Origin of the sequence: Xanthobacter sp. 126 (assembly GCF_000526175.1) — a bacterium.
Lineage (GTDB): Bacteria > Pseudomonadota > Alphaproteobacteria > Rhizobiales > Xanthobacteraceae > Xanthobacter > Xanthobacter aminoxidans.
This window is the reverse complement of the sequence record NZ_JAFO01000001.1, coordinates 1,706,372-1,724,766: the sequence shown is the minus strand read 5'-3', so window position 1 is coordinate 1,724,766 and position 18,395 is coordinate 1,706,372. Positions and strand designations below refer to the sequence as shown.

Annotated in this window: 18 protein-coding genes; 13 read left to right on the top strand and 5 right to left on the bottom strand. The window is 67.7% G+C overall.

Features of this window, described 5'->3' with window-relative positions; translation table 11 throughout:
- The first annotated feature begins 36 nt into the window (after window positions 1-36).
- Window positions 37-1,527, top strand: coding sequence for a glucan biosynthesis protein G (locus tag XAN126_RS0108215; RefSeq protein ID WP_024278111.1), 1,491 nt, complete (start codon window positions 37-39; stop codon window positions 1,525-1,527).
- On the top strand, window positions 1,515-3,638 hold the full coding sequence (mdoH, locus tag XAN126_RS0108210; protein WP_024278110.1) for a glucans biosynthesis glucosyltransferase MdoH: 2,124 nt from the start codon (window positions 1,515-1,517) through the stop codon (window positions 3,636-3,638). Before XAN126_RS0108215 ends, mdoH begins: the two co-directional genes overlap by 13 nt.
- 30 nt (window positions 3,639-3,668) lie before the next feature.
- Here mdoH and XAN126_RS0108205 read toward each other — a convergent pair whose 3' ends face one another.
- A complete protein-coding gene (locus XAN126_RS0108205; RefSeq protein WP_029876896.1) occupies window positions 3,669-4,550 on the bottom strand; it encodes a LysR substrate-binding domain-containing protein in 882 nt (293 codons plus the stop codon).
- Window positions 4,551-4,730: 180 nt separating this feature from the next.
- Here XAN126_RS0108205 and XAN126_RS0108200 point away from each other — a divergent pair, with 180 nt between their 5' ends.
- From XAN126_RS0108200 to XAN126_RS0108165, 8 genes are all read left to right on the top strand, one after another.
- The gene (locus XAN126_RS0108200; RefSeq protein WP_029554965.1) at window positions 4,731-5,501 is read left to right on the top strand and encodes an ABC transporter ATP-binding protein; all 771 of its coding nucleotides are present in this window, start codon (window positions 4,731-4,733) and stop codon (window positions 5,499-5,501) included.
- Entirely contained in the window at window positions 5,498-6,256 is a 759-nt protein-coding gene (locus XAN126_RS0108195; protein WP_024278108.1) for an ABC transporter ATP-binding protein, read from the top strand. The genes XAN126_RS0108200 and XAN126_RS0108195 overlap by 4 nt, the downstream gene beginning before the upstream one ends.
- 3 nt (window positions 6,257-6,259) lie before the next feature.
- Window positions 6,260-7,123 carry a branched-chain amino acid ABC transporter permease gene (locus tag XAN126_RS0108190; protein ID WP_024278107.1) on the top strand — a complete coding sequence of 288 codons (864 nt, stop codon included), beginning with the start codon at window positions 6,260-6,262 and terminating at the stop codon, window positions 7,121-7,123.
- Window positions 7,124-7,133: 10 nt separating this feature from the next.
- On the top strand, window positions 7,134-8,054 hold the full coding sequence (locus XAN126_RS0108185) for a branched-chain amino acid ABC transporter permease (RefSeq protein WP_024278106.1): 921 nt from the start codon (window positions 7,134-7,136) through the stop codon (window positions 8,052-8,054).
- Complete coding sequence (locus XAN126_RS0108180) at window positions 8,054-8,635, top strand: carboxymuconolactone decarboxylase family protein (RefSeq protein WP_024278105.1); 582 nt, start codon at window positions 8,054-8,056, stop codon at window positions 8,633-8,635. Before XAN126_RS0108185 ends, XAN126_RS0108180 begins: the two co-directional genes overlap by 1 nt.
- Entirely contained in the window at window positions 8,632-9,858 is a 1,227-nt protein-coding gene (locus XAN126_RS0108175) for an ABC transporter substrate-binding protein (RefSeq protein ID WP_024278104.1), read from the top strand. Before XAN126_RS0108180 ends, XAN126_RS0108175 begins: the two co-directional genes overlap by 4 nt.
- A gap of 148 nt (window positions 9,859-10,006) precedes the next feature.
- Window positions 10,007-11,326 carry an LLM class flavin-dependent oxidoreductase gene (locus tag XAN126_RS0108170; RefSeq protein ID WP_024278103.1) on the top strand — a complete coding sequence of 440 codons (1,320 nt, stop codon included), beginning with the start codon at window positions 10,007-10,009 and terminating at the stop codon, window positions 11,324-11,326.
- Window positions 11,326-11,853, top strand: a complete 528-nt coding sequence (locus XAN126_RS0108165) for a flavin reductase family protein (protein WP_024278102.1) — start codon at window positions 11,326-11,328, stop codon at window positions 11,851-11,853. Before XAN126_RS0108170 ends, XAN126_RS0108165 begins: the two co-directional genes overlap by 1 nt.
- A gap of 112 nt (window positions 11,854-11,965) precedes the next feature.
- Here XAN126_RS0108165 and XAN126_RS29355 read toward each other — a convergent pair whose 3' ends face one another.
- The 3 genes from XAN126_RS29355 to XAN126_RS0108155 are packed head-to-tail and all read right to left on the bottom strand — an operon-like array spanning window position 11,966 to window position 14,096.
- Window positions 11,966-12,583, bottom strand: coding sequence for an MFS transporter (locus tag XAN126_RS29355; RefSeq protein WP_051460566.1), 618 nt, complete (start codon window positions 12,581-12,583; stop codon window positions 11,966-11,968).
- A gap of 11 nt (window positions 12,584-12,594) precedes the next feature.
- Window positions 12,595-13,272: an MFS transporter gene (locus tag XAN126_RS29350; RefSeq protein WP_051460565.1), complete on the bottom strand. Its 678-nt coding sequence runs from the start codon at window positions 13,270-13,272 to the stop codon at window positions 12,595-12,597.
- Window positions 13,273-13,310: 38 nt separating this feature from the next.
- Window positions 13,311-14,096: a class II aldolase/adducin family protein gene (locus XAN126_RS0108155; RefSeq protein ID WP_081762565.1), complete on the bottom strand. Its 786-nt coding sequence runs from the start codon at window positions 14,094-14,096 to the stop codon at window positions 13,311-13,313.
- A 130-nt stretch (window positions 14,097-14,226) separates the two neighbouring features.
- Between XAN126_RS0108155 and XAN126_RS0108150 the strand changes: the two genes are divergently transcribed.
- A complete protein-coding gene (locus XAN126_RS0108150; protein ID WP_197024016.1) occupies window positions 14,227-15,144 on the top strand; it encodes a LysR family transcriptional regulator in 918 nt (305 codons plus the stop codon).
- Between the two features lie 36 nt (window positions 15,145-15,180).
- Here the strand turns inward: XAN126_RS0108150 and XAN126_RS0108145 are convergent, their stop codons facing one another.
- Entirely contained in the window at window positions 15,181-16,077 is an 897-nt protein-coding gene (locus tag XAN126_RS0108145; protein ID WP_024278099.1) for a LysR family transcriptional regulator, read from the bottom strand.
- Between the two features lie 219 nt (window positions 16,078-16,296).
- Between XAN126_RS0108145 and XAN126_RS0108140 the strand changes: the two genes are divergently transcribed.
- Complete coding sequence (locus XAN126_RS0108140) at window positions 16,297-17,556, top strand: MFS transporter (RefSeq protein ID WP_024278098.1); 1,260 nt, start codon at window positions 16,297-16,299, stop codon at window positions 17,554-17,556.
- Window positions 17,553-18,392 (top strand): cyclase family protein, encoded by an 840-nt coding sequence (locus tag XAN126_RS0108135; protein WP_024278097.1) that lies wholly within the window; start codon window positions 17,553-17,555, stop codon window positions 18,390-18,392. The genes XAN126_RS0108140 and XAN126_RS0108135 overlap by 4 nt, the downstream gene beginning before the upstream one ends.
- Window positions 18,393-18,395 lie beyond the last annotated feature (3 nt).

Here is an 18,395-nt window from a genome sequence, read left to right as displayed (position 1 = left end):
GGGCGAAGGGACGCATTGCTCGACCGCCGATCATTCATGCTGGGTGCGACTGCGCTTTCGGCTCTTCAGGCCGCCGCAGCTCATCCCGCGCTTGCCCAGGAGGGCGAGCGGTTCGATGCCGACACGGTACGCAACACGGCGCGCCAGCTTGCCGCCAAGCCCTTCAAGCAGGGCAACCAGTCGTTGCCGGCGGAGCTCGACAAGCTCAGCTATGACGACTACCGCAACATCCGATTCAACGCCGATCGTTCGATCTGGCGCGGCCAGCGGCTGCCCTTCGAGATGCAGCTGCTGCATCGAGGCTTCCTGTTCCGCGATCAGGTGGATCTCTTCGTGGTGGCCGAGCTGCGGGCACGGCGCATCGCCTATGATCCGAGCCTGTTCCGCTTCGAGCACGGGCTGAAGACGCCCCAGCCCGGCACCGACCTCGGCTTTTCCGGCTTCCGTCTGCACGGCCCGTTGAACCGCTCCGATTATCTCGATGAGATCGCGGTGTTTCAGGGCGCGAGCTATTTCCGCGCCGTCGCCAAGGGGCAGGGCTACGGCACCTCAGCCCGCGGTCTGGCTGTGAAGACGGCATCGGCCTCCGGCGAGGAATTCCCTGTCTTCAAGGCCTTCTATGTGGAGCAGCCGCGACCGGACGTGCCCTCCATCGTCGTTCACGCCCTGCTCGACAGCCCGAGCGCCACGGCGGCCCATCGCTTCACCATCCGCCCCGGCGATGCGACCGTGATGACCGTTGAGATGGCACTCTACCCGCGCACGGACCTCACCGAAGCTGGTATCGCGCCGCTCACCAGCATGTTCCTGTTCGGCCCGGCCGATCATGCGGGCTTCGACGATTTCCGTCCCGCCGTCCGTGATGCCGAGGGCCTCGCCATCACCGACGGCACGGGCGAGCAGCTCTGGCGCCCGCTCGCCAATCCCGGGCGCTTGCAGATCAGCGTGTTCTCCGGCTCGAACGTGCGCGGCTTCGGCCTGATGCAGCGCCAGCGCTCCTTCTTCGACTATCAGGATCTGGAAGCACGCTACGAGAAGCGGCCGAGCGTGTGGGTGGAGCCCATCGGCGACTGGGGCGAGGGCGCGGTGCATCTGGTGGAGATCCCCACGCCGCAGGAAGTCCACGACAATGTCGTCGCCTTCTGGCGCCCCAAAGACACCCTGCGCAAGGGCAGCGAATACACCTACACCTATCGCCTGCACTGGACGTGGGACGTGCCCACTCCGCCGGCCCTCGGCCGCGTGGCAGGCACGCGCGCGGGTGGCACCGACGAGCGGCGACTGTTCGTCATCGATCTGGTGGACGGCCCCATGGCGGGGCTGACGCCGGACGGCATCCGGCTGGACGTCGCCGCCAGCGCGGGAGAGGTCCGCGACGTGGTGCTCCAACCCAATCCCGAAATCTCCGGCGCCCGTCTCTCCTTCGCCTTCGAGCCGAAGGGCGCGAACCTCTCGGAATTGCGGGCGCGTCTCATGAAGGGCGATGTGCCGCTCACCGAAACCTGGCTCTATCGATGGACGCCCTAGCGCACGCCCGGCCGGCCACGCGCCAAGCCCCGGCGCCCGCTTTGCCGCCCGAAGCGCCCCTCGCCATGCCGGCGCAGGATTTCCGTCGCAGGCTGGAGCAGGTCAGGTCCGGCACGCATCTCGGCGCAGCGCTTATCGCGCGCCGCGCCTTCGTGTTCGGCGGCGCCATCGCACTGACGGGGCTTGCCGCCTACGAGATGTACAAGGTGCTCGACGTGGGCGGGCTCACCTACCTCGAATACGCCGTGCTGGTGCTGTTCGTCGTCCTCTTCGCGTGGATCGCCCTCGCCTTCACCACTGCCCTCGGCGGCGCCATCAGCCTCCTGTCGGGCCGCAAGGCGCTCGACATCGACCCGGACGCGCCCCTGCCCGCCCCGACCATCCGCACCGCCCTCCTCATGCCCTGCTACAATGAGGAGCCGAACCGCGTCTTCGCCGGCCTGGAAGCCACATGGCGCTCATTGGAAGCGACCGGGTACGCCGGCCTGTTCGACGTGTTCATCCTCAGCGACACCACCGATCCGGATGTCTGGGTGGCGGAGGAAGCCGCCTTCCTCGCCCTGCGCCGGCGCACCGGCGGCCGCTTCTTCTATCGCCGCCGCGCGCAGAACACGGACCGCAAGGCCGGCAACATCGCCGATTGGGTGACGCGCTTCGGGGCAAGTTACGAAGCTATGCTGATCCTCGACGCCGACAGCGTGATGACCGGCGACTGCATGGTCCGCCTCGCCGACGCGCTGGAGCGCAATCCGGACGCAGGGCTGATCCAGACACTGCCGGTGATCGTGGGTGGCCGCACAGTGTTCGCCCGGCTCCAGCAATTTGCCGGACGCCTCTATGGCCCGCTCATCGCCCACGGACTTGCCTGGTGGCACGGGCCGCAGAGCAATTACTGGGGCCACAACGCCATCATCCGCACCCGCGCCTTTGCCGAAGCGGCGGGCCTGCCGCACCTCAAGGGGCGCAAGCCGTTCGGCGGGCATATCCTGAGCCACGATTTCGTGGAGGCGGCGCTGCTCGTGCGTGCGGGCTGGGGCGTATACATGGTCGCGGGGCTTCCCGGCAGCTATGAGGAAGGCCCCCCTTCCCTCACCGATCTCGCCGTGCGCGACCGCCGCTGGTGCCAAGGCAATCTCCAGCACGCGGCCGTGCTGCCGGTGCGCGGGCTCAGCGCAGCGAGCCGCATCCATCTCCTCACCGGCATCGGCTCCTATGTCTCGGCGCCGCTGTGGCTGCTGATGCTGCTGGCTGGCCTTCTCACATCGCTCCAGGCGCGCTTCGTGCCGCCAGACTATTTCCCCTCCGGCTTCGCCCTGTTCCCCGTCTGGCCGGCGCAGGACCCTGTGCGCGCGGCGTGGGTGTTCGGCGGCACCATGGCGGTGCTGCTGATGCCCAAATTCATCGCCTTCGCGCTGATGCTGGGGGACGGCACGGTGCGTCGCGGCTTCGGCGGCGCCGGAAGGACCTTCCTCGGCATGATGAGCGAGATCCTCCTGTCTGGCCTCATGGCGCCGGTGACCATGGTGTCCCAGTCCTTCGCCGTGGGCAGCATCCTCATGGGGCGGGACGGCGGGTGGAACCCGCAGCGGCGGGACGACGGCAGCCTCGGGTGGCGTCAGGCGTTCCGGCACTTCTGGCCCCACACGCTCCTCGGCCTCGGCTTCGCGGCCGCGACCGCCGCCATTGCGTGGCCGCTCATGGCGTGGATGTCGCCGGTGATCCTCGGGCTACTCACCGCCGTGCCGCTTGCGGTGTGGACCAGTCGCCCTGGCCGTCCCGGCGGACTTCTATCGACGCCGGAGGCGCAGCCGCCGCCGCCGGTGCTGCGCGCGGCGACCGACCTGCGCGCAGCGCTTACGGGAACCGATGGCCCGGCGGAGGCCGTCGCGCGCCTTGCCGGCGATGCCGATCTTCTCGCCTTCCATCGCAATGAGCTGCCCGTGCAGGGCAAGCGCCTGCCCGGTGATGTCCGACCCGATCGCCTCGTCGCGCGGGCGAAGATCGAGGATGCCCGCGCGCGCGGCGAGGCGCTGGCGCTGCTCTCGCCCAAGGAAAAGGCCGCCGCGCTTGCCGACGATCAGGCCCTCGCCCGGTTGCTAGCGCTCACCTGAACGCCCCCCCCCCCACCGGGACCGGCGCGATCAGTCCCGGTCCGACACGGACCGGCGAATGTGGGCGGCGAGGTGATCCGCCGCCGACGAGCCGCCGGGGTGGCGCTCCCACAGGATGAGATCCACGCTTTCGAGCGGCGGCAGACCTTCCGCGCTTCCAAGACGCACCAGCCCCGGCGTGCGCACGGATTGCGCGAGGACGCATACGGCGGAATCCGCCAGCGCCATGGATTGCAGCCCGGCGATGCTTTCGGAGATGCAGGCGATGCGCCAGCGCCGGCCGATATGGTCGAGCGCCGCCAGCGCATAATCCCGGTAGAGATTGCCGTCCGGCAGCATGGCCAGCGGAATGGGGTCCGCAAGGTGGGCGCTGCCGCCCTCCGCACCCAGCCAGATCAGCGGTTCGGGCCGCAGCAGCGTGCCGGTGCCGACGCGTGGGGAGACCCCCGGCATGCGGGTCGCAATGGCGATGTCGAGAAGGCCCTCGGTCATATCCTGCGCCAGCTGCCGCGACAGCGCGCAGCGCACCGTCACCTCGACGCCCGGATAGGTGTCGCGGAAGCGGGCCAGGGTCTCGGGCAGGAGGAAGGCGGCATAGAGATCCGGGCAGCCGAGCGTGACGCGGCCCGCCACATCGTCGGCGGAAAGCCGCAGCCGGGCTTCCTCATCCAGCCGCAGCATGGTGCGCGCATGGGGCAGCAGCATCTCGCCGTGCCGCGACAGCTTGAGATGCCGCAGGTCCGGCTCGAACAAGGGAAAGCCCGCCGCCGCCTCCAGCCGCCGGATCTGCAGGCTCACGGCCGGCTGGGTGCGGTTCAGGCGCCGGGCGACACGGGTCACGCTCTTCTCCTCGACCAGGAGAACGAAGGTGCGCAGCAGGGCGATTTCCAGCGGCCGAGACATGCCACTCATTAAAATAACTTTGGCAAGAGCAAAGCAATATAAATTTGATTTGATCGCGATGCATCTGTCTAATCTATGAGCGGTCCAGATCGACTGTCCAATACCTGCTCAAGATCTGCGATTTTGATGCACATCAAAAAGGCATTTGCGCAACCGCAGGGCATTGTCGCCCTGCGCCGTGGAGGCGATGTGAACCCCAGCCCCTTCCTTCAGGTCCACGGTCTGACCCGGCGCTATGGCGGCGTCGCCGCACTCGACGGCGTCACCCTCGATCTCGCCCGCGGCCAAGTCACTGGCCTCATCGGCCCCAATGGCGCCGGCAAGACGACGCTGCTCAACGCACTGACGGGGCTCGCCCGGCCGGAGGCCGGCACGGTGCTCCTGGAGGGCGAGAATGTCACCGGCCTGCCGGCCCATGTGATGGCCGCCAAGGGCGTGGTCCGCTCCTTCCAGATCGTGCGGGAACTCTCAAGCCTCACCGTGTTCGAGACCCTTCTCGCCGCCCCGCCGGCCCAGAGTGGGGAGACGGTGACGGGCGCCCTGTTCGGCCGCCGCAAATGGTGGGCGCAGGAGCGCGCCAATGCCGATCTCGCCCGTGCTCTGCTGGAGCGGGTGGGGCTCGTGAAGCTCGCCGACCAGTCGTCCGCCATGCTCTCCGGCGGCCAGAAGAAGCTGCTGGAAATGGCGCGGGCACTGCTGATGAAGCCCAGATTGATCCTGCTCGACGAGCCGGGTGCCGGCGTCTCGCCGCCGCTGCGGCTGGAGATCGTGCGGCTGGTGCGGGAGCTGAAGGCGGAAGGCCTGTCCTTCGGCATCGTCGAGCACGACATGCATCTGGTGGAGGAGGTGTGCGACCACGTTCACGTCCTCGCCCAGGGGCGCGCCCTCGTCTCCGGCACCTTCGCCGAGGCCACGGCAGACCCACGCGTCGTCTCCGCCTATCTCGGGGTGGCGGCATGACTTCGCGCCCCTGCGATCCGAAGGCGGAAGAACTTTCCCTCGCGCTCGCCGTCTCGGGCCTGCGCGCCGGCTACGGCCGGGGCGGCGATATCGTGTGCGGCATCGATCTCGCCCAGACGGCGGAGAGCATCGTCGCCGTCATCGGCCCGAACGGCTCGGGCAAGTCGTCCTTCATCAAGACCATCGCCGGCCTCGTGCCGACGCGGGCCGGAACGGTCGCGGTGACGGGGCGGGACATCACCACCCTCTCGCCGGCGCGCCGGGTGGCGTCGGGGCTCGCTTATGTGCCTCAGGAAGCCAACATTTTTGCCACCCTCACCATCGCCGAGAACCTGAAGCTCGCCACCGAATTCCTGCGCGGGCGCGCCGGCGTCGGGCCGGAGCAGCGGGAGAAGGTGCTCGATCTCTTCCCCGAACTGCGGCAGCGGCCGCGCACACTCGCCGGCAACCTCTCCGGCGGCCAGCGGCAGATGCTGGCCTTCGCCTGTGCGCTGCTTGCAAATCCCGAAGTGCTGCTGCTCGACGAACCCTCGGCCGGTCTCTCGCCCAAGATCGTCGGCGAGACCATGGAGGCGGTGGTGCGCGTGCGGGAGGCCGGCGTCACCGTGCTGCTGGTGGAGCAGAACGTCGCCGCCGCGCTCGGCATCGCCGACGAGGTGGTGGTGCTGGTCGCCGGCCGGCTCACACTCCGCGCCTCCGCCGCAGACATCCGCCAGGCGGACCTCGCCGGCCTCTTCTTCGGAAAGGCGGCCTGAGCCATGGCGCTTCAGCTCTTCCTCAACGGCCTCGTCACCGGCCTGCTGCTGGCCCTGCCAGCGCTGGCGCTGACATTGGTGTTCGGTATCCTGCGCTTCGCCAATTTCGCGGTGGGCGCCTTCCTCACCCTCGGCGCCTATGCGGCCTATACGGCGAATGTGGTGCTCGGCCTGCCGCTGCCCATCGCCGCCGCTTTCGCCGCGGGGACGGTGGCGCTCGCCTCCCTCATTGCCGATGCACTGGTGTTCGAGCGGCTGCGGACGCGCGGCTCCATCACGCTGCTGGTTGCCTCCATGGGCGTGTCGCTGGTGGTGGAGAACATCTGCCGCTTCATCTTCGGCAATGCCGCGCGAAGCTTCGATCTCGCGGTGGCGCGGCCCATGCGATGGAACGGCCTGCGCATCAACCACGAACAGCTCATTACCGCCGGCGTGGTGATCATCGCGCTCGTTCTGTTGCACCTTCTCATCACCGCCTCGCCGCTCGGCCGGGCCATGCGGGCGGTGGCGGACAATGCCTCCCTTGCTGCCGTGCGCGGCGTCGAGCGGCGCACCATCGCCCGCATCACCTTCGCCCTCACCGGCGCGCTCATCGGGCTCGCCGGCGTGCTGGCCGGGCTTGATCGCGCCATCGATCCGCTGATGGGCTGGAACTACCAGATCCCCATCTTCGCCGCCGCCATCCTCGGCGGGCTCGGCAGCCCCATCGGCGCTGTGGCGGGCGCGCTGCTCATCGGCGTGGCGGAGGAAATGTCCGCCCTTGTCCTGCCCGTCTCCTTCCGGCAGATCGTCAGCTTCGGCGTCATCCTGCTGCTCCTCCTGTTCCGCGCCAATGGCCTGTTCGGGGCCAAGGCCATCCGAAAGTGAGGGCGCGGCAATGTTCTCCTACCTCGTCACCGTCGTCATCCTCGTCGCCATCGCGGCCCTCGTGGGGATGGCGCTGAACCTGCAATGGGGGCTTGCCGGGCTGGTCAATTTCGGCGTCGCCGGCTTCGTCGCGCTGGGTGCCTACACGCTGGCCATCAGCGCGCCGCACGTGGGCTGGCTCGCCGGCATGGTGCTGGCCGCGGCCGTTTGCGCGGGCCTTTCCATGCTGCTCTCGCTGCTCACCATCCGACTGGAGGAAAACTACCTCGCCATCGTCACCATCGGCTTCGCGGAGATCGTGCGCATCCTGCTGCTCAATCTCGGCGAGCTGACCGGCGGCGCGCTCGGCATCGCCGATATTCCCCGCCCGTTCGCGGGCATCACGCCGGCGGGATGGGGCGATGCGGTGATCCTCGCCTTCGCGCTGGGGTTGGTGGCGATCGTCTTCGCCTTCAGCGAGGCGCTGGTCCGCTCGCCCTTCGGTCGGGCGCTGCGGGCGGTGCGTGACGATGCGACGGCCGCAGCGGCACTCGGCAAGCCGGTGCTGGCGCTGCGGGTACGCGCCTTCGCCATCGGCGGGGCGATCATGGGGCTGGCGGGGGCGCTGCACGCCTTCTTCCTCACCTATATCGACCCGAGCCAGTTCACCCCCATCATCACCGCCTATGCCTTCATGGCGGTGATCGCCGGCGGACGCGGCTCTAACCTCGGCCTCGTCCTCGGCGCCGGCTCGATCATGCTGATCCTGGAGGCGACGCGCTTCCTCAAGGACGTGATCCCGGGCGTTGATGGCGTCCAGCTCTCCGCGCTGCGGCTGGGGATGATCGGGGTCGGCATCGTCCTCCTGCTGATCCTGCGGCCGGACGGCCTCGTCGCCGAGCCGAAGCGCCGCTTCGCCGATTTCTTCCCGCCCGAAAGCGAGAAAGCCTGATGCCCCGCGTCGCCCCCCTCACTGCGGCCGACCTGCCGCCCCCCTATGCGGAGGTCTTCACAGCCTTCGCCGGCGGCTATTCCGATTTCCGCGACCAGGCGTCGGTGCTCGCCCATGTGCCGCCCGCGCTCGACCATCTCTACCGGATGCTGATGGAGCTGCGGGCGCGGGAAGGCGTGCCGTTCCGCTACATCGAACTGGCGGTCGTGACCGTCTCGAAGCTCAATGCCTGCCCCTATTGTGTCTCCCACCATACCCCCCTGCTGGAGGTGGAGGGCGTGCCCGAGGAGGCGGTGGCCGCCCTCCCCGCCAGCGACCATCCCGCCTTCGATGGGGCCGACCGCGCGGTGATCGATTATGCCCGGCTCGTCACCCAGCGTGCCTGGGGCATCCGCGACCACGTGTTCGATGACCTCCGGCAGCATTTCACCGAGGCGCAGATCGTCGAGCTGACGCTGCGCGCGGCGCTGGCCGGCTTCTTCAACCGCTTCAACGACGCACTGCAGATCGACGACGGCGCCGCCGAGGCGCTGCTCCACCTCCACCCCGAACCCGATACAGCAGCAGGAGAACAGCCGTGACGCGCAGTCTGCCCCTCACTCGCCGGCACGTGGTCGCCGGCCTCGCCTCGCTTCCGGCGGCCGCCCTGCTGGGCCGGCCCGCGGCGGCTCAGGCGGCGGAGATCCCCATCGGCATGGTGCTGCCGTTTTCTGGCGCCACCGGACCCTACGGCCCGGACATGAAGAAGGCCGCCGAGATGGCGGTGAAATGGGTGAACGATGCCGGCGGCATCCTCGGCGGACGCCCGCTGAAGCTGTTCATCGAGGATTCCGAGACCAATCCCACCGTCGGCGTCACCGGCACCAAGAAGCTGCTGGAAGTGAACAAGGTGGAGCTGGTGGGCGGCTTCTGGGGCAGCCCCATCGCGCTGGCGGCCAAGCCCATCATCCTCGCCGCCGACAAGGTGCAGATGGTCTCGTGCTCGGCCAATGCCGTGACTGAGGGCGACACCAAGGGCATGGTCTTCCGCTTCCAGGCGAAAAGCACGTCCTGGGGCCCGGCCGGCGCCAAGGTGATGAAGACCATCGGCGCCAAGACGGCGGTGGTACTGGCCCAGCAGAACCCCTTCGTGGTGGCCATGATCGAGCCGTTCAAGGCGGAGTTCGCCAAGCTCGGCGGCAAGGTGCCCGACGTGGTGATGTACAACCCGGACCAGCCCTCCTACCGCTCGGAAGTCGAGAAGGCGTTCGGCGGCGATCCGGACGCGGTGTTCTGCCTGTCGCTGCTGACGGATTTCGTCTCCATCGCCAAGGAGGTCTATCGCGGCGGCTTCAAGTCCAAGATCGTCGCGTTGTCCATCGGCGCCGATGCGGAGGGCAAGTTCCTCCAGGCGGTCGGCCCGGAGGTGGCGAACGGCATCTATCATCTCCAGCCCGCGCCGCCGCTGGACTCGCCGTCCTACAAGAAGTTCGTGAAGGAGATGGCCGCGGCGCCCGGCACCGTCTTCCTTTTCGCCGGCAATGCCCACGACCAGATGTGCGTCACCGCCCTCGCCATGGAGCACGCCAAGTCCTCCGACGCGAAGGTGTGGGCGAAATCCGTATTCGAGGTCTGCAATCCGCCCGGCGAGGAGGTGGACGACGTGGTGAAGGGCCTCGAACTCATCCGTGCCGGCAAGAAGATCAAGTTCGTCGGTGCCGGCGCCACCTGCGATTTCGACGCCCGTGGCGACCAGATCAACCGCTCCTTCCTCGTTCAGGAGATCAAGGGCGGAAAGAACGTCTCCCTCGGCATCATTACCTGACGCCGATTGCAAGCCCGCCCTTCCCCGGCGAGGTCGGGGAATGGCCATTCAGTCCAAACACCAAGTTCTCATCCTCATCAGCATGCGCGGGGCATCCGGCGCGTGAACCGGAAAGCCTTGCCCGAAATCGGGACAGGGAGGATCAACCATGCCAAGACCCATGCATCTGTGCGGCTTCCTGATCGCCGGCCCGGTGGTTCACAGCCACGCCATCTGGCGCAATCCGGCCCATGACACGCCGTTCCTCAGCCTCGACCACTACGTGCGCATCGCCCGTCTGCTGGAGCAGGGGTGTTTCGACTTCCTGTTCTTCGCCGACCGCCTCGCCATCGCGGACCGTTACGGCGACAGCCACGCCGCCGGCATCGCACGGGGCGACCAGGACGCGACCCGCATGGACCCCATGCCCATCCTCGGCGCCATGGCAGCCGTGACGCGCCATATCGGCCTCGGCGCCACGCGCTCCACCACCTATGACGCGCCCTACAACATCGCTCGCGAGTTCGCGACGCTCGACCACATCTCCGCCGGACGGGCCGCGTGGAACGTGGTCACCTCCATGAATGACGGCGAGGCGCTGAACTTCGGCACCGTGCCCCATCTGGGCCATGACGAGCGCTACGACCGCGCCGACGAGTTCATGGAACTCGCGTTCCGCCTCTGGGACAGCTGGGACGAAGATGCCCTCGTCCTCGACCGGGCGGCGGGCATCTATGCCGATCCCGCCAAGGTGCATTACGTGAACCATCGCGGGCCGTGGTTCCAGTCGCGCGGGCCGCTCAACATCCCGCGCAGCCCGCAGGGGCGGCCTGTGATCGTGCAGGCGGGCTCCTCCGGGCGCGGCAAGGCGTTCGCGGCACGCTGGTCCGACGTGATCTTCGCGCTCCAGCCCAATATGGAGCGGATGCGCGCCTTCAAGGCCGATGTGGCGGGCGCGCTCGAAGCGGCGGGCCGTCCGCCGGGGGCCAGCAAGGTGCTGATGGCCATCATGCCCTTCATCGGCGCCACCCGCGCCGAGGCGGAGGCGAAGGAGGCCCTGCACGACTCCCTGGCCGATCCGGTCGCCGGCCTCTCGACGCTGGCCGCCCACGCCAACACCGACTTCTCCAGCCTGCCGATGGATGCCACGGTGAAGGAGATCGCCGCCTCGGGCAGTCAGGGCAACCTTGCCGCGCTCCGCAGCATCACGCCCGATGGCGGCATGACCATCGCCGAGGCGGGCGGCGTCTATGCGCGGGGCGTCATGTGCCCGCGCGCCGTGGGAACGGCAGAGGACGTGGCGGACCAGCTCATCGCCATCATCGACAGCGGCGCGGCGGACGGCTTCGTGGTGTCGCCGGCCTTCCTGCCGGATACGTTCGAGGATTTCGTGAGGGAGGTCGTGCCGCTCTTGCAGGCGCGCGGCTACCTGCGGTGCGGGTATGGCGGTGGGCAGCTGCGCGACCTCCTCACCGAGGGGGCGGCCTGATGAGCCGCGCCGCCGCCACTGAGAAGCCGCCCGTGGATGCGGCCGACTTCAAGGCCGCCATGCGGGTTATGGCGGCGAGCGTCACGGTCATCACCTCGCGCCGCGGCGACCAGCTCAATGGCATGACGGCGACGGCGGTGTGCAGCGTCAGCACCGCCCCGCCGCAGATCCTCGCCGTGGTGAACCGTGAGACCACCTCCCACGGCCTGATCGCCGACAGCGGCGCCTTCGCGGTGAACATCCTCGCCGCACACCAGCAGGAATTGGCGGGCCGCTTCGCCCGCCGGCTCGACCGGCCGTTCGAGGACGTGGCGCATGGACTGGGCGAGACCGGCTGCCCCCTCCTCGCCGAGGCGGTGGCCGTGATCGAGTGCCGGCTGCGCGAGCGTCACCACGCCGGCACGCACACCATCTTCGTCGGCGAGGTGGTCGGCATCAGCTGCCGTGGTGCCGAGCCGCTGCTCTATTTCGACGGCAGCTATCGCCGGCTCGCGGCGGCGGATGGCACCCCGCCATCTTGGCGGTGAACGTACGCGGCGGGCTCAGGCGTGCGCCGACGATCTCGGCGATGTCCCCAGGCGCTCAGGGCTCGCGCCCGGCCAGGACGGCCGTGCGAACCCTGAGACACGCCCGCCAAAGCTAGCGGTTCACGACGCGGCCGCTGAAGGTCAGGACCATCACCGCACCGAGCACTAGAATTGCCGCCAGAGTGTGCAGGGCAACCATGCCACCGTCAACGACGTGATCGCGCAGCCACCCGATCGCGAACGGCGCGGCGAACCCGCCCAGCGCGAGGGCGGAATTGATGAGCGCGAGGCCGCCCGCCAATGCCGGGGTGCCGAGGACAAGGCCCGGCAGCGTCCAGAACGTGGCGATGGCCGAGCTTATTCCCGCCACACCCATCGTCAGCCCGATCAGCACCGTGGTGAGATCGCCGCTGGACTTGACGGCGATCACGATGCCCAGGGCTCCGACGAGGATGGGCACGACGAGGTGCAGGCGCCGCTCCCGGAAGCGATCCGAAGACCACCCCGCACCGATGATGACAACGATGGAGAACAGGTGCGGAATGGCAGACAGAAGGCCGATCATTGTATTCGACCCGGCTCCCGCCTCCTTGAGCAGGGTGGGCATCCAGAATGCAATTCCGAGGAAGCCTGCGCCCAGCGAAAAGTAAATGAAGGTCAGCTTCCACAGCGCCAGGGACGTCAGCGCGTCGCGGAATGAATGGCCCGGGGTCGCATGGGCTTCCTCCACCTTGATCTGCTTCAGCCGCCCCCGGTCGGCCGGCGAAAGCCATTCGGCATCCTCGGGCCCGTCGCGCAGGACGAAAAGGCAATTCCCAGGAGAATGGACGGAAAGCCCTCGACCAGGAAGAGCCACTGCCACCCCTTCAGCCCGCCGACCTGATGCAGGGCGTCGAGGAGCCAGCCCGAGACCGGGCCGCCGATCAGGCCGGAGATGGGAATGGCGCAGATCAGAGCCGCCATGATGCGCCCGCGCAGCCTGCTCGGGTACCATGTGGTCAGAAAGTAGATGATGCCCGGAAAGAAACCGGCTTCTGCAACCCCGAGCAGGAAGCGCAGGATGTAGAATGAGACCTCGCCCTGCACGAAAAGTGTCGCACAGCTGATGGCGCCCCAGCTGATCATGATGCGCGCCAGCCAGAGCCGGGCGCCGACGCGATCGAGGATGAGGTTGCTCGGCACCTCGAGGAAGAAGTATCCGATGAAGAAAATACTTGCGCCGAACCCGTAGACGGAGTCGCTGAATTGCAGGTCCTTCGCCATGGATATCTTGGCGAAGGACACGTTCACCCGGTCGATATAGGCGAACAGGTAGCAAAGCATGATGAACGGGATGAATTTCCAGCTGATTCTTGCGAACAGCCTCCCGTCCTCGTCACTGGCGCCCGCGCTGGCGATTGCTGTTGTATCGGAGCTCATGTGGCTTCCCCCGAATTCATATTATCGTTGTTTGCACGTCACGCCGCGTATCTCGACTGCCGTCGCTCCAGCAGGCGCAGCAGAGCCTTCCAGTCGCGCTCGTCGATGAAGGGGTCGATATCCTCGAACTGCTTCGCCGTCCGCCGGGCGACGGCCTCGGACGGAAAGATGAGGGACGAGCCGGCAGACTGGGCGGCCACCTGGATCTTGCAGGCCGTCTCCAGGTAATACATGAGCTCGAACGCGTCCCGGACCGTCTTTCCGCACGTCAGAAGCCCGTGATTTTCCAGAATGAGTGCGTTGTGCGAGCCGATATCGCGCACGAGACGCGTCTGCTCGTCGAGATCGAGGGCGATGCCTTCGAACGGATGATAGCCGATCCGCTCGAAGAAGCGCAGGGCGTGCTGGGAGATGGGCAACAGCCCCTCCTTCCGCGCGGAGACCGCGACGCCGGCGGCCGTGTGCGTGTGGAAGATGCATCGTGCGTCCGGTCGCGCGCGGTGTATGGCCGAGTGGATGACGAAGCCGGCGGGGCTGACATCCAGCGGGTCGTCATCCAGCTGGTTGCCGTCGATATCCACCTTCACAAGGTTCGATGCATTCACCTCCTCATAGAGCAGGCCGAAGGCATTGATGAGGAAATGCTCGTTCTCGCCGGGGATGCGCAGGGAGATATGATTGTAGATCATATCGGTCATCCCGTAGTGGGCGCACAGATGGTAGCATGCGGCAAGCTCGACGCGCGCCGCCCATTCCCCGTCGCTGACCCGGTGGCGCAAGGTGGCGCGACGCAGCAGTGACTGCTGCATTTTATCGTTGTTCATCACCCAGGATGCTCCCTATCATCTCTTTCAGCCATGTTTGGGCGGGGGTGAAGCTGCAGCAGCCGTCCTGCGAAATCCAATGCCGTGTGAGCTAAGGACATAACCAAAAATCATGCCCCTGGATTCGAGATTGGTCACGGCCTTCCTCGCGGTCGCCGAGCAGGGCTCTCTCAGCCGCGCGGCTCAGGTGCTCAACCTGACCCAGCCCGCCCTGACCCGCACGATCAAGCGCCTGGAGGCCCAGGTGGGCGCACCTTTGTTCGAGCGCCAGCCGACCGGAATGACGCTGACCGCCTACGGCGAAGTGCTGCTGCGCCGCGCGCGCATCCTTGAAAGCGAGACCCAGACCACGCTTTCGGAGATCCGTGCGCTGCGGGGTATCGGGCAGGGCAGCGTCCGGCTCGGGGTCGTGTCCAGCGCGGCCGAAGTCCTTCTTCCGCCGTCGATGATGCGCATGGGGACCGCATTTCCGGAGACGGTGTTCTCCATCGTCGTCGGGCTCGAAGACGAATTGGCCGTGCGCCTCGTGCACGGCGAGCTGGATCTGGCGGTGGCCTTCCATTTGCCGGAGGGACAGGACATTCAGTGTCTTGTCCGCGGCCCCTCGCACGAGGGCTGCTGCTTCGTCTCCGGCAGGGGGCACGCGCTCGGATCGCGCGCCAACCTGTCGCTGGAGGATATCCGGGAGGCCAATTGGGTGCTTCCGCCCGAAGGCACTTCGGTGCGCTCCCAGGTCAGCGAGGTATTCGCCCGCAACGGCATTCCCGCCCCCGACGTTCGCGTCGAAACGCAATCCCTGCTGGTCATGAAGGCCCTGGTGGAGCGGGCGGGCTTTTTGACCTGGCTACCACCGATGCTGTTTGAAGGGGTCGCTTCGCCTCTCGTCGCGCTCGATGTGAGACAGGCGCAGATGCAATCGAGCCGGAGCTTCTCGATCTATTGCCGGACGAACAGCTTGCTGACGGTCGCCGCATCCCGCGCGCTGCAGCAGCTGCGGAAGGAACTGGGCTTCGGCCACCAGGCGGGGGGCGCCCGCGGTGCGACATGAACAGCGGCCGGCGCTTCCCGCACCGTCGCCGCAGGCCTATCGCAGCGCGCGCATGGCGCGGACGATCCAGTCGATCTGCGGCGCGTAGTGCGTGCGCACGTCCTGGCTGCGGCAGGCGAGGTGATAGGAGAAGATGCCGGGCACCGAGAGGTCGAACAGGCGCACGAGTTCGCCCGTCCTGAGATAGTCCCGCACGACAAGGGAGCGCGCCATGGCGATGCCCTGCCCGGCCAGCGCGCCGCGGATGGTGAGGGCGATGTCGTCCAGAAGCGTGGACTGAGTGGGATAGACGATGGGCAGGTCCGCCTTTTCCAGCCACAGGTTCCACGTCACCTGGGAATGCAGCAGCAGCGGCACCTCGGGCATCCGTTCCAGCGATAGGTCCGGATAGCGCGTGAGGAAGGCGGGGCTGCAGACCGGAAACACCTCCTCGTCCGCGATCTTCTCCACGATCATGCCGGGTACGTCGCCGGTGCCGTAGACCAGCGCGATGTCGGTGTCATCCGGGCACTTTTCCTCAAGGTCCGCGAGGCTCGTCATGCGCAGCACGACGGGGCCGAGCACCTGCTTGAACTCATTGAGGCGCGGCAGCAGGAAATGCTCCGCCAGCGCTACCTGGAGCGACAGGTTCAGCATCTGCGGCCGCGGCACCGCCTCGGCGTGGGCCACCGCATAGGCCTGGCTGAGATAGTCGAGCGCACGCCTCGTCTCCGCCGCAAGACTCCGGCCGACCACGGTGAGCGCCATGCGGTTGCCCTGCCGTGTGAAGAGCGGCTGGCCGACGGCCTCCTCCATGGCGCGGATCTGGTGGCTCACGGCGCTGTGGGTGATGCACATCTCCTCGGCCGCCGACGTGAAGCTGCCAAGGCGCGCCGCCGCCTCGAAGCAGCGCAGCGTCTGGAGCGACGGCAGGGAGCGATAGAGTTGAGACATTCCAATTTCACACGCGGCCACGGACAAATGCCCTTGAGGCATGGGGCCCGGCCGCCCGCATGTCAATTCCGCTCACATCCCGCTTGAAAATTGACCAATTGCGGCGCGCACCCGCCATTCCTATCAAGGTCCAAAGCCCTGTTCGCCAAGGCATTTCGTGGCCGAGGCGGAAAGGCCCGCGCAAGAGGCGCGGCAAGCAATAATCGTGGAGGAATACCGATGAGCCTCGATGTCTCTGGCAGCCGCCCCGCGGCCGCCGGCGCGCGCTGGTATGTGGGCGCCACCAAGGCCCAATGGCAGTCGTTCTGGTCCGCCTATCTCGGCTGGGCGCTCGACATCATGGACCTGCTGCTGTTCGCGATGCTGATCAGCCACATCAGCGCGGACCTCGGCATGGAGCGGTCCACGGCCGGCATGATCGCCTCCGCAAGCCTCGTGGCCACCGCCTTCGGCGGCCTCGTATTCGGCTTCCTCGCCGACCGCATCGGCCGCACCCGGTCCATGGTGCTCTCCATCCTGTGCTACTCGGTGGGCACGCTGCTGTGCGGCTTCTCCCAGAGCATCGCGCAGTTGCTGCTGTTCCGCGTTGTCGTCGGCCTCGGTGTCGGCGGTGAGTGGTCGGCCGGCGCCGCGCTCATCACCGAGACCTGGCCCGCCCAGCACCGCGGCAAGGTGATGGCCTGGGTGCAGAGCGCGTTCGCGTCGGGCTATGCGCTGGCGGCCATCGTCGCAGCGGTGCTGCTGCCGGTGATCGGCTGGCGCGGCGTGTTCTTCTTCGGCATCGCCCCGGCGATGCTCGCCTTCTGGATTCGCCGCCACACGCCGGAGCCGGAGATCTGGAAGCAGCAGACCCGCCGCCTGACCTTCATGGAAACCGTGCGGATGCTGAGCGGCGAGCATGGACGCAGCACGCTGGTGTGCTTCGCCTTCACCGCGGCGGCCATGTGCGGCTACTGGGGCCTGTTCACTTGGATTCCAACCTGGCTCGCCACCCCCGTCGCCAATGGCGGCCCCGGCCTCGACCTCGTGAAGTCCACCACCTGGATCGTGGTGATGCAGGTGGGCGCGGCGCTCGGCTTCATCTCCTTCGGCTACGTGGCGGATTCGCTGGGCCGCAAGGTGGCGTTCGTCGTCTACTTCGTGCTGTCGGCCATCGCGGTGCCGGTCTACACGATGATCTCGACGCCCACGGCGCTGCTGGCCTTCGGCCCTGTCGTCGCCTTCTTCGGCACCGGCTTCTATTCCGGCTTCGCCCCCACCTTCGCCGAGATGTTCCCCACCAACGTGCGGGCCACGGCGCAGGGCTTCATCTACAACGCGGGCCGCGCGGTGAGCGCCCTCGCCCCCATGATGGTGGGCTTCCTCGCGGCAAGCTACGGCCTCTCCGGTGCCCTCGCCTTCACGGCCGGCTTCTTCCTGCTCGCCGGCCTCATCGTCCTCATCTTCCTGCCCGAGACGAAGGGAGCCAAGCTCCAATGAATGCCGTCACTTCCGCGCCGTCCCGCAGCTTCGATTTCGAGGACTGGCTGAAGGCCGCCGAGGCTGCCCGCAGCATCGACCTCAGCCACCCCATGCAGAAGGGAATGCCCATTCACCCGGCGCATCCCCCCTTCCACATCACCCTCAACAACCGGCACGGCGACGTGCTGCGCTCCTGCGGACACTCCTCGTCCAACGAGCTGATGGTGACGAGCACCCACTCGTCCACCCACATCGATGCCCTGTGCCATGTCTCCGAGCATGGCGCGCTCTATGGCAAGTATGATGCGGGCAAGGAGCAGCAGGGCACCGGCCTGTTCAAGGTGCACGGGGCGGAAACCATCGCCCCCATCTTCCGGCGCGGCGTGCTGCTCGATGTGGCGCGCGCGCTGGGCGTGGACGCGCTCGATCCCGCCCATGAAATCACCGTGGCAGAGCTGGAGGCGGCCGAGGCTGCGGCCGGCACGCGGGTCGGGGAGGGCGATGTGGTGCTGGTGCGCACCGGCTGGGCCGCCTACTGGCAGGATTCGCCGAAATATCTCGGCCTCGATTCCGCCGGCGCGCCGGGACCGGGCGTCGAGGGCGGGCGCTGGCTCGCGGCGCGCAAGCCGTTCTCCGTGGGCTCGGATACGTCCGCATTCGAGGTGATGAACCACCACAACATCACGTTGGAGGTGCACATGATCCTCATCGCCCAGAACGGCATCCACATCATCGAGAACCTCACCCTCGACGAGCTGGGCGCGGCGGGCCAGGGCTCCTTCGCCTTCGTCGCCCAGCCGCTGCGGATCACCGGCGCCACGGGCTCGCCGGTCCGCCCCCTCGCCCTCTTGTGACCC

Bases quoted from the DNA above. Each gene is read 5' to 3' on its own strand.
- XAN126_RS0108215 (WP_024278111.1), top strand. From the start codon at position 37: ATGCTGGGTGCGACTGCGCTTTCGGCTCTTCAGGCCGCCGCAGCTCAT.
- mdoH (WP_024278110.1), top strand. From the start codon at position 1,515: ATGGACGCCCTAGCGCACGCCCGGCCGGCCACGCGCCAAGCCCCGGCG.
- XAN126_RS0108205 (WP_029876896.1), bottom strand. From the start codon at position 4,550: ATGAGTGGCATGTCTCGGCCGCTGGAAATCGCCCTGCTGCGCACCTTC.
- XAN126_RS0108195 (WP_024278108.1), top strand. From the start codon at position 5,498: ATGACTTCGCGCCCCTGCGATCCGAAGGCGGAAGAACTTTCCCTCGCG.
- XAN126_RS0108190 (WP_024278107.1), top strand. From the start codon at position 6,260: ATGGCGCTTCAGCTCTTCCTCAACGGCCTCGTCACCGGCCTGCTGCTG.
- XAN126_RS0108185 (WP_024278106.1), top strand. From the start codon at position 7,134: ATGTTCTCCTACCTCGTCACCGTCGTCATCCTCGTCGCCATCGCGGCC.
- XAN126_RS0108180 (WP_024278105.1), top strand. From the start codon at position 8,054: ATGCCCCGCGTCGCCCCCCTCACTGCGGCCGACCTGCCGCCCCCCTAT.
- XAN126_RS0108170 (WP_024278103.1), top strand. From the start codon at position 10,007: ATGCCAAGACCCATGCATCTGTGCGGCTTCCTGATCGCCGGCCCGGTG.
- XAN126_RS0108165 (WP_024278102.1), top strand. From the start codon at position 11,326: ATGAGCCGCGCCGCCGCCACTGAGAAGCCGCCCGTGGATGCGGCCGAC.
- XAN126_RS29350 (WP_051460565.1), bottom strand. From the start codon at position 13,272: ATGAGCTCCGATACAACAGCAATCGCCAGCGCGGGCGCCAGTGACGAG.
- XAN126_RS0108155 (WP_081762565.1), bottom strand. From the start codon at position 14,096: ATGAACAACGATAAAATGCAGCAGTCACTGCTGCGTCGCGCCACCTTG.
- XAN126_RS0108145 (WP_024278099.1), bottom strand. From the start codon at position 16,077: ATGTCTCAACTCTATCGCTCCCTGCCGTCGCTCCAGACGCTGCGCTGC.
- XAN126_RS0108140 (WP_024278098.1), top strand. From the start codon at position 16,297: ATGAGCCTCGATGTCTCTGGCAGCCGCCCCGCGGCCGCCGGCGCGCGC.
- XAN126_RS0108135 (WP_024278097.1), top strand. From the start codon at position 17,553: ATGAATGCCGTCACTTCCGCGCCGTCCCGCAGCTTCGATTTCGAGGAC.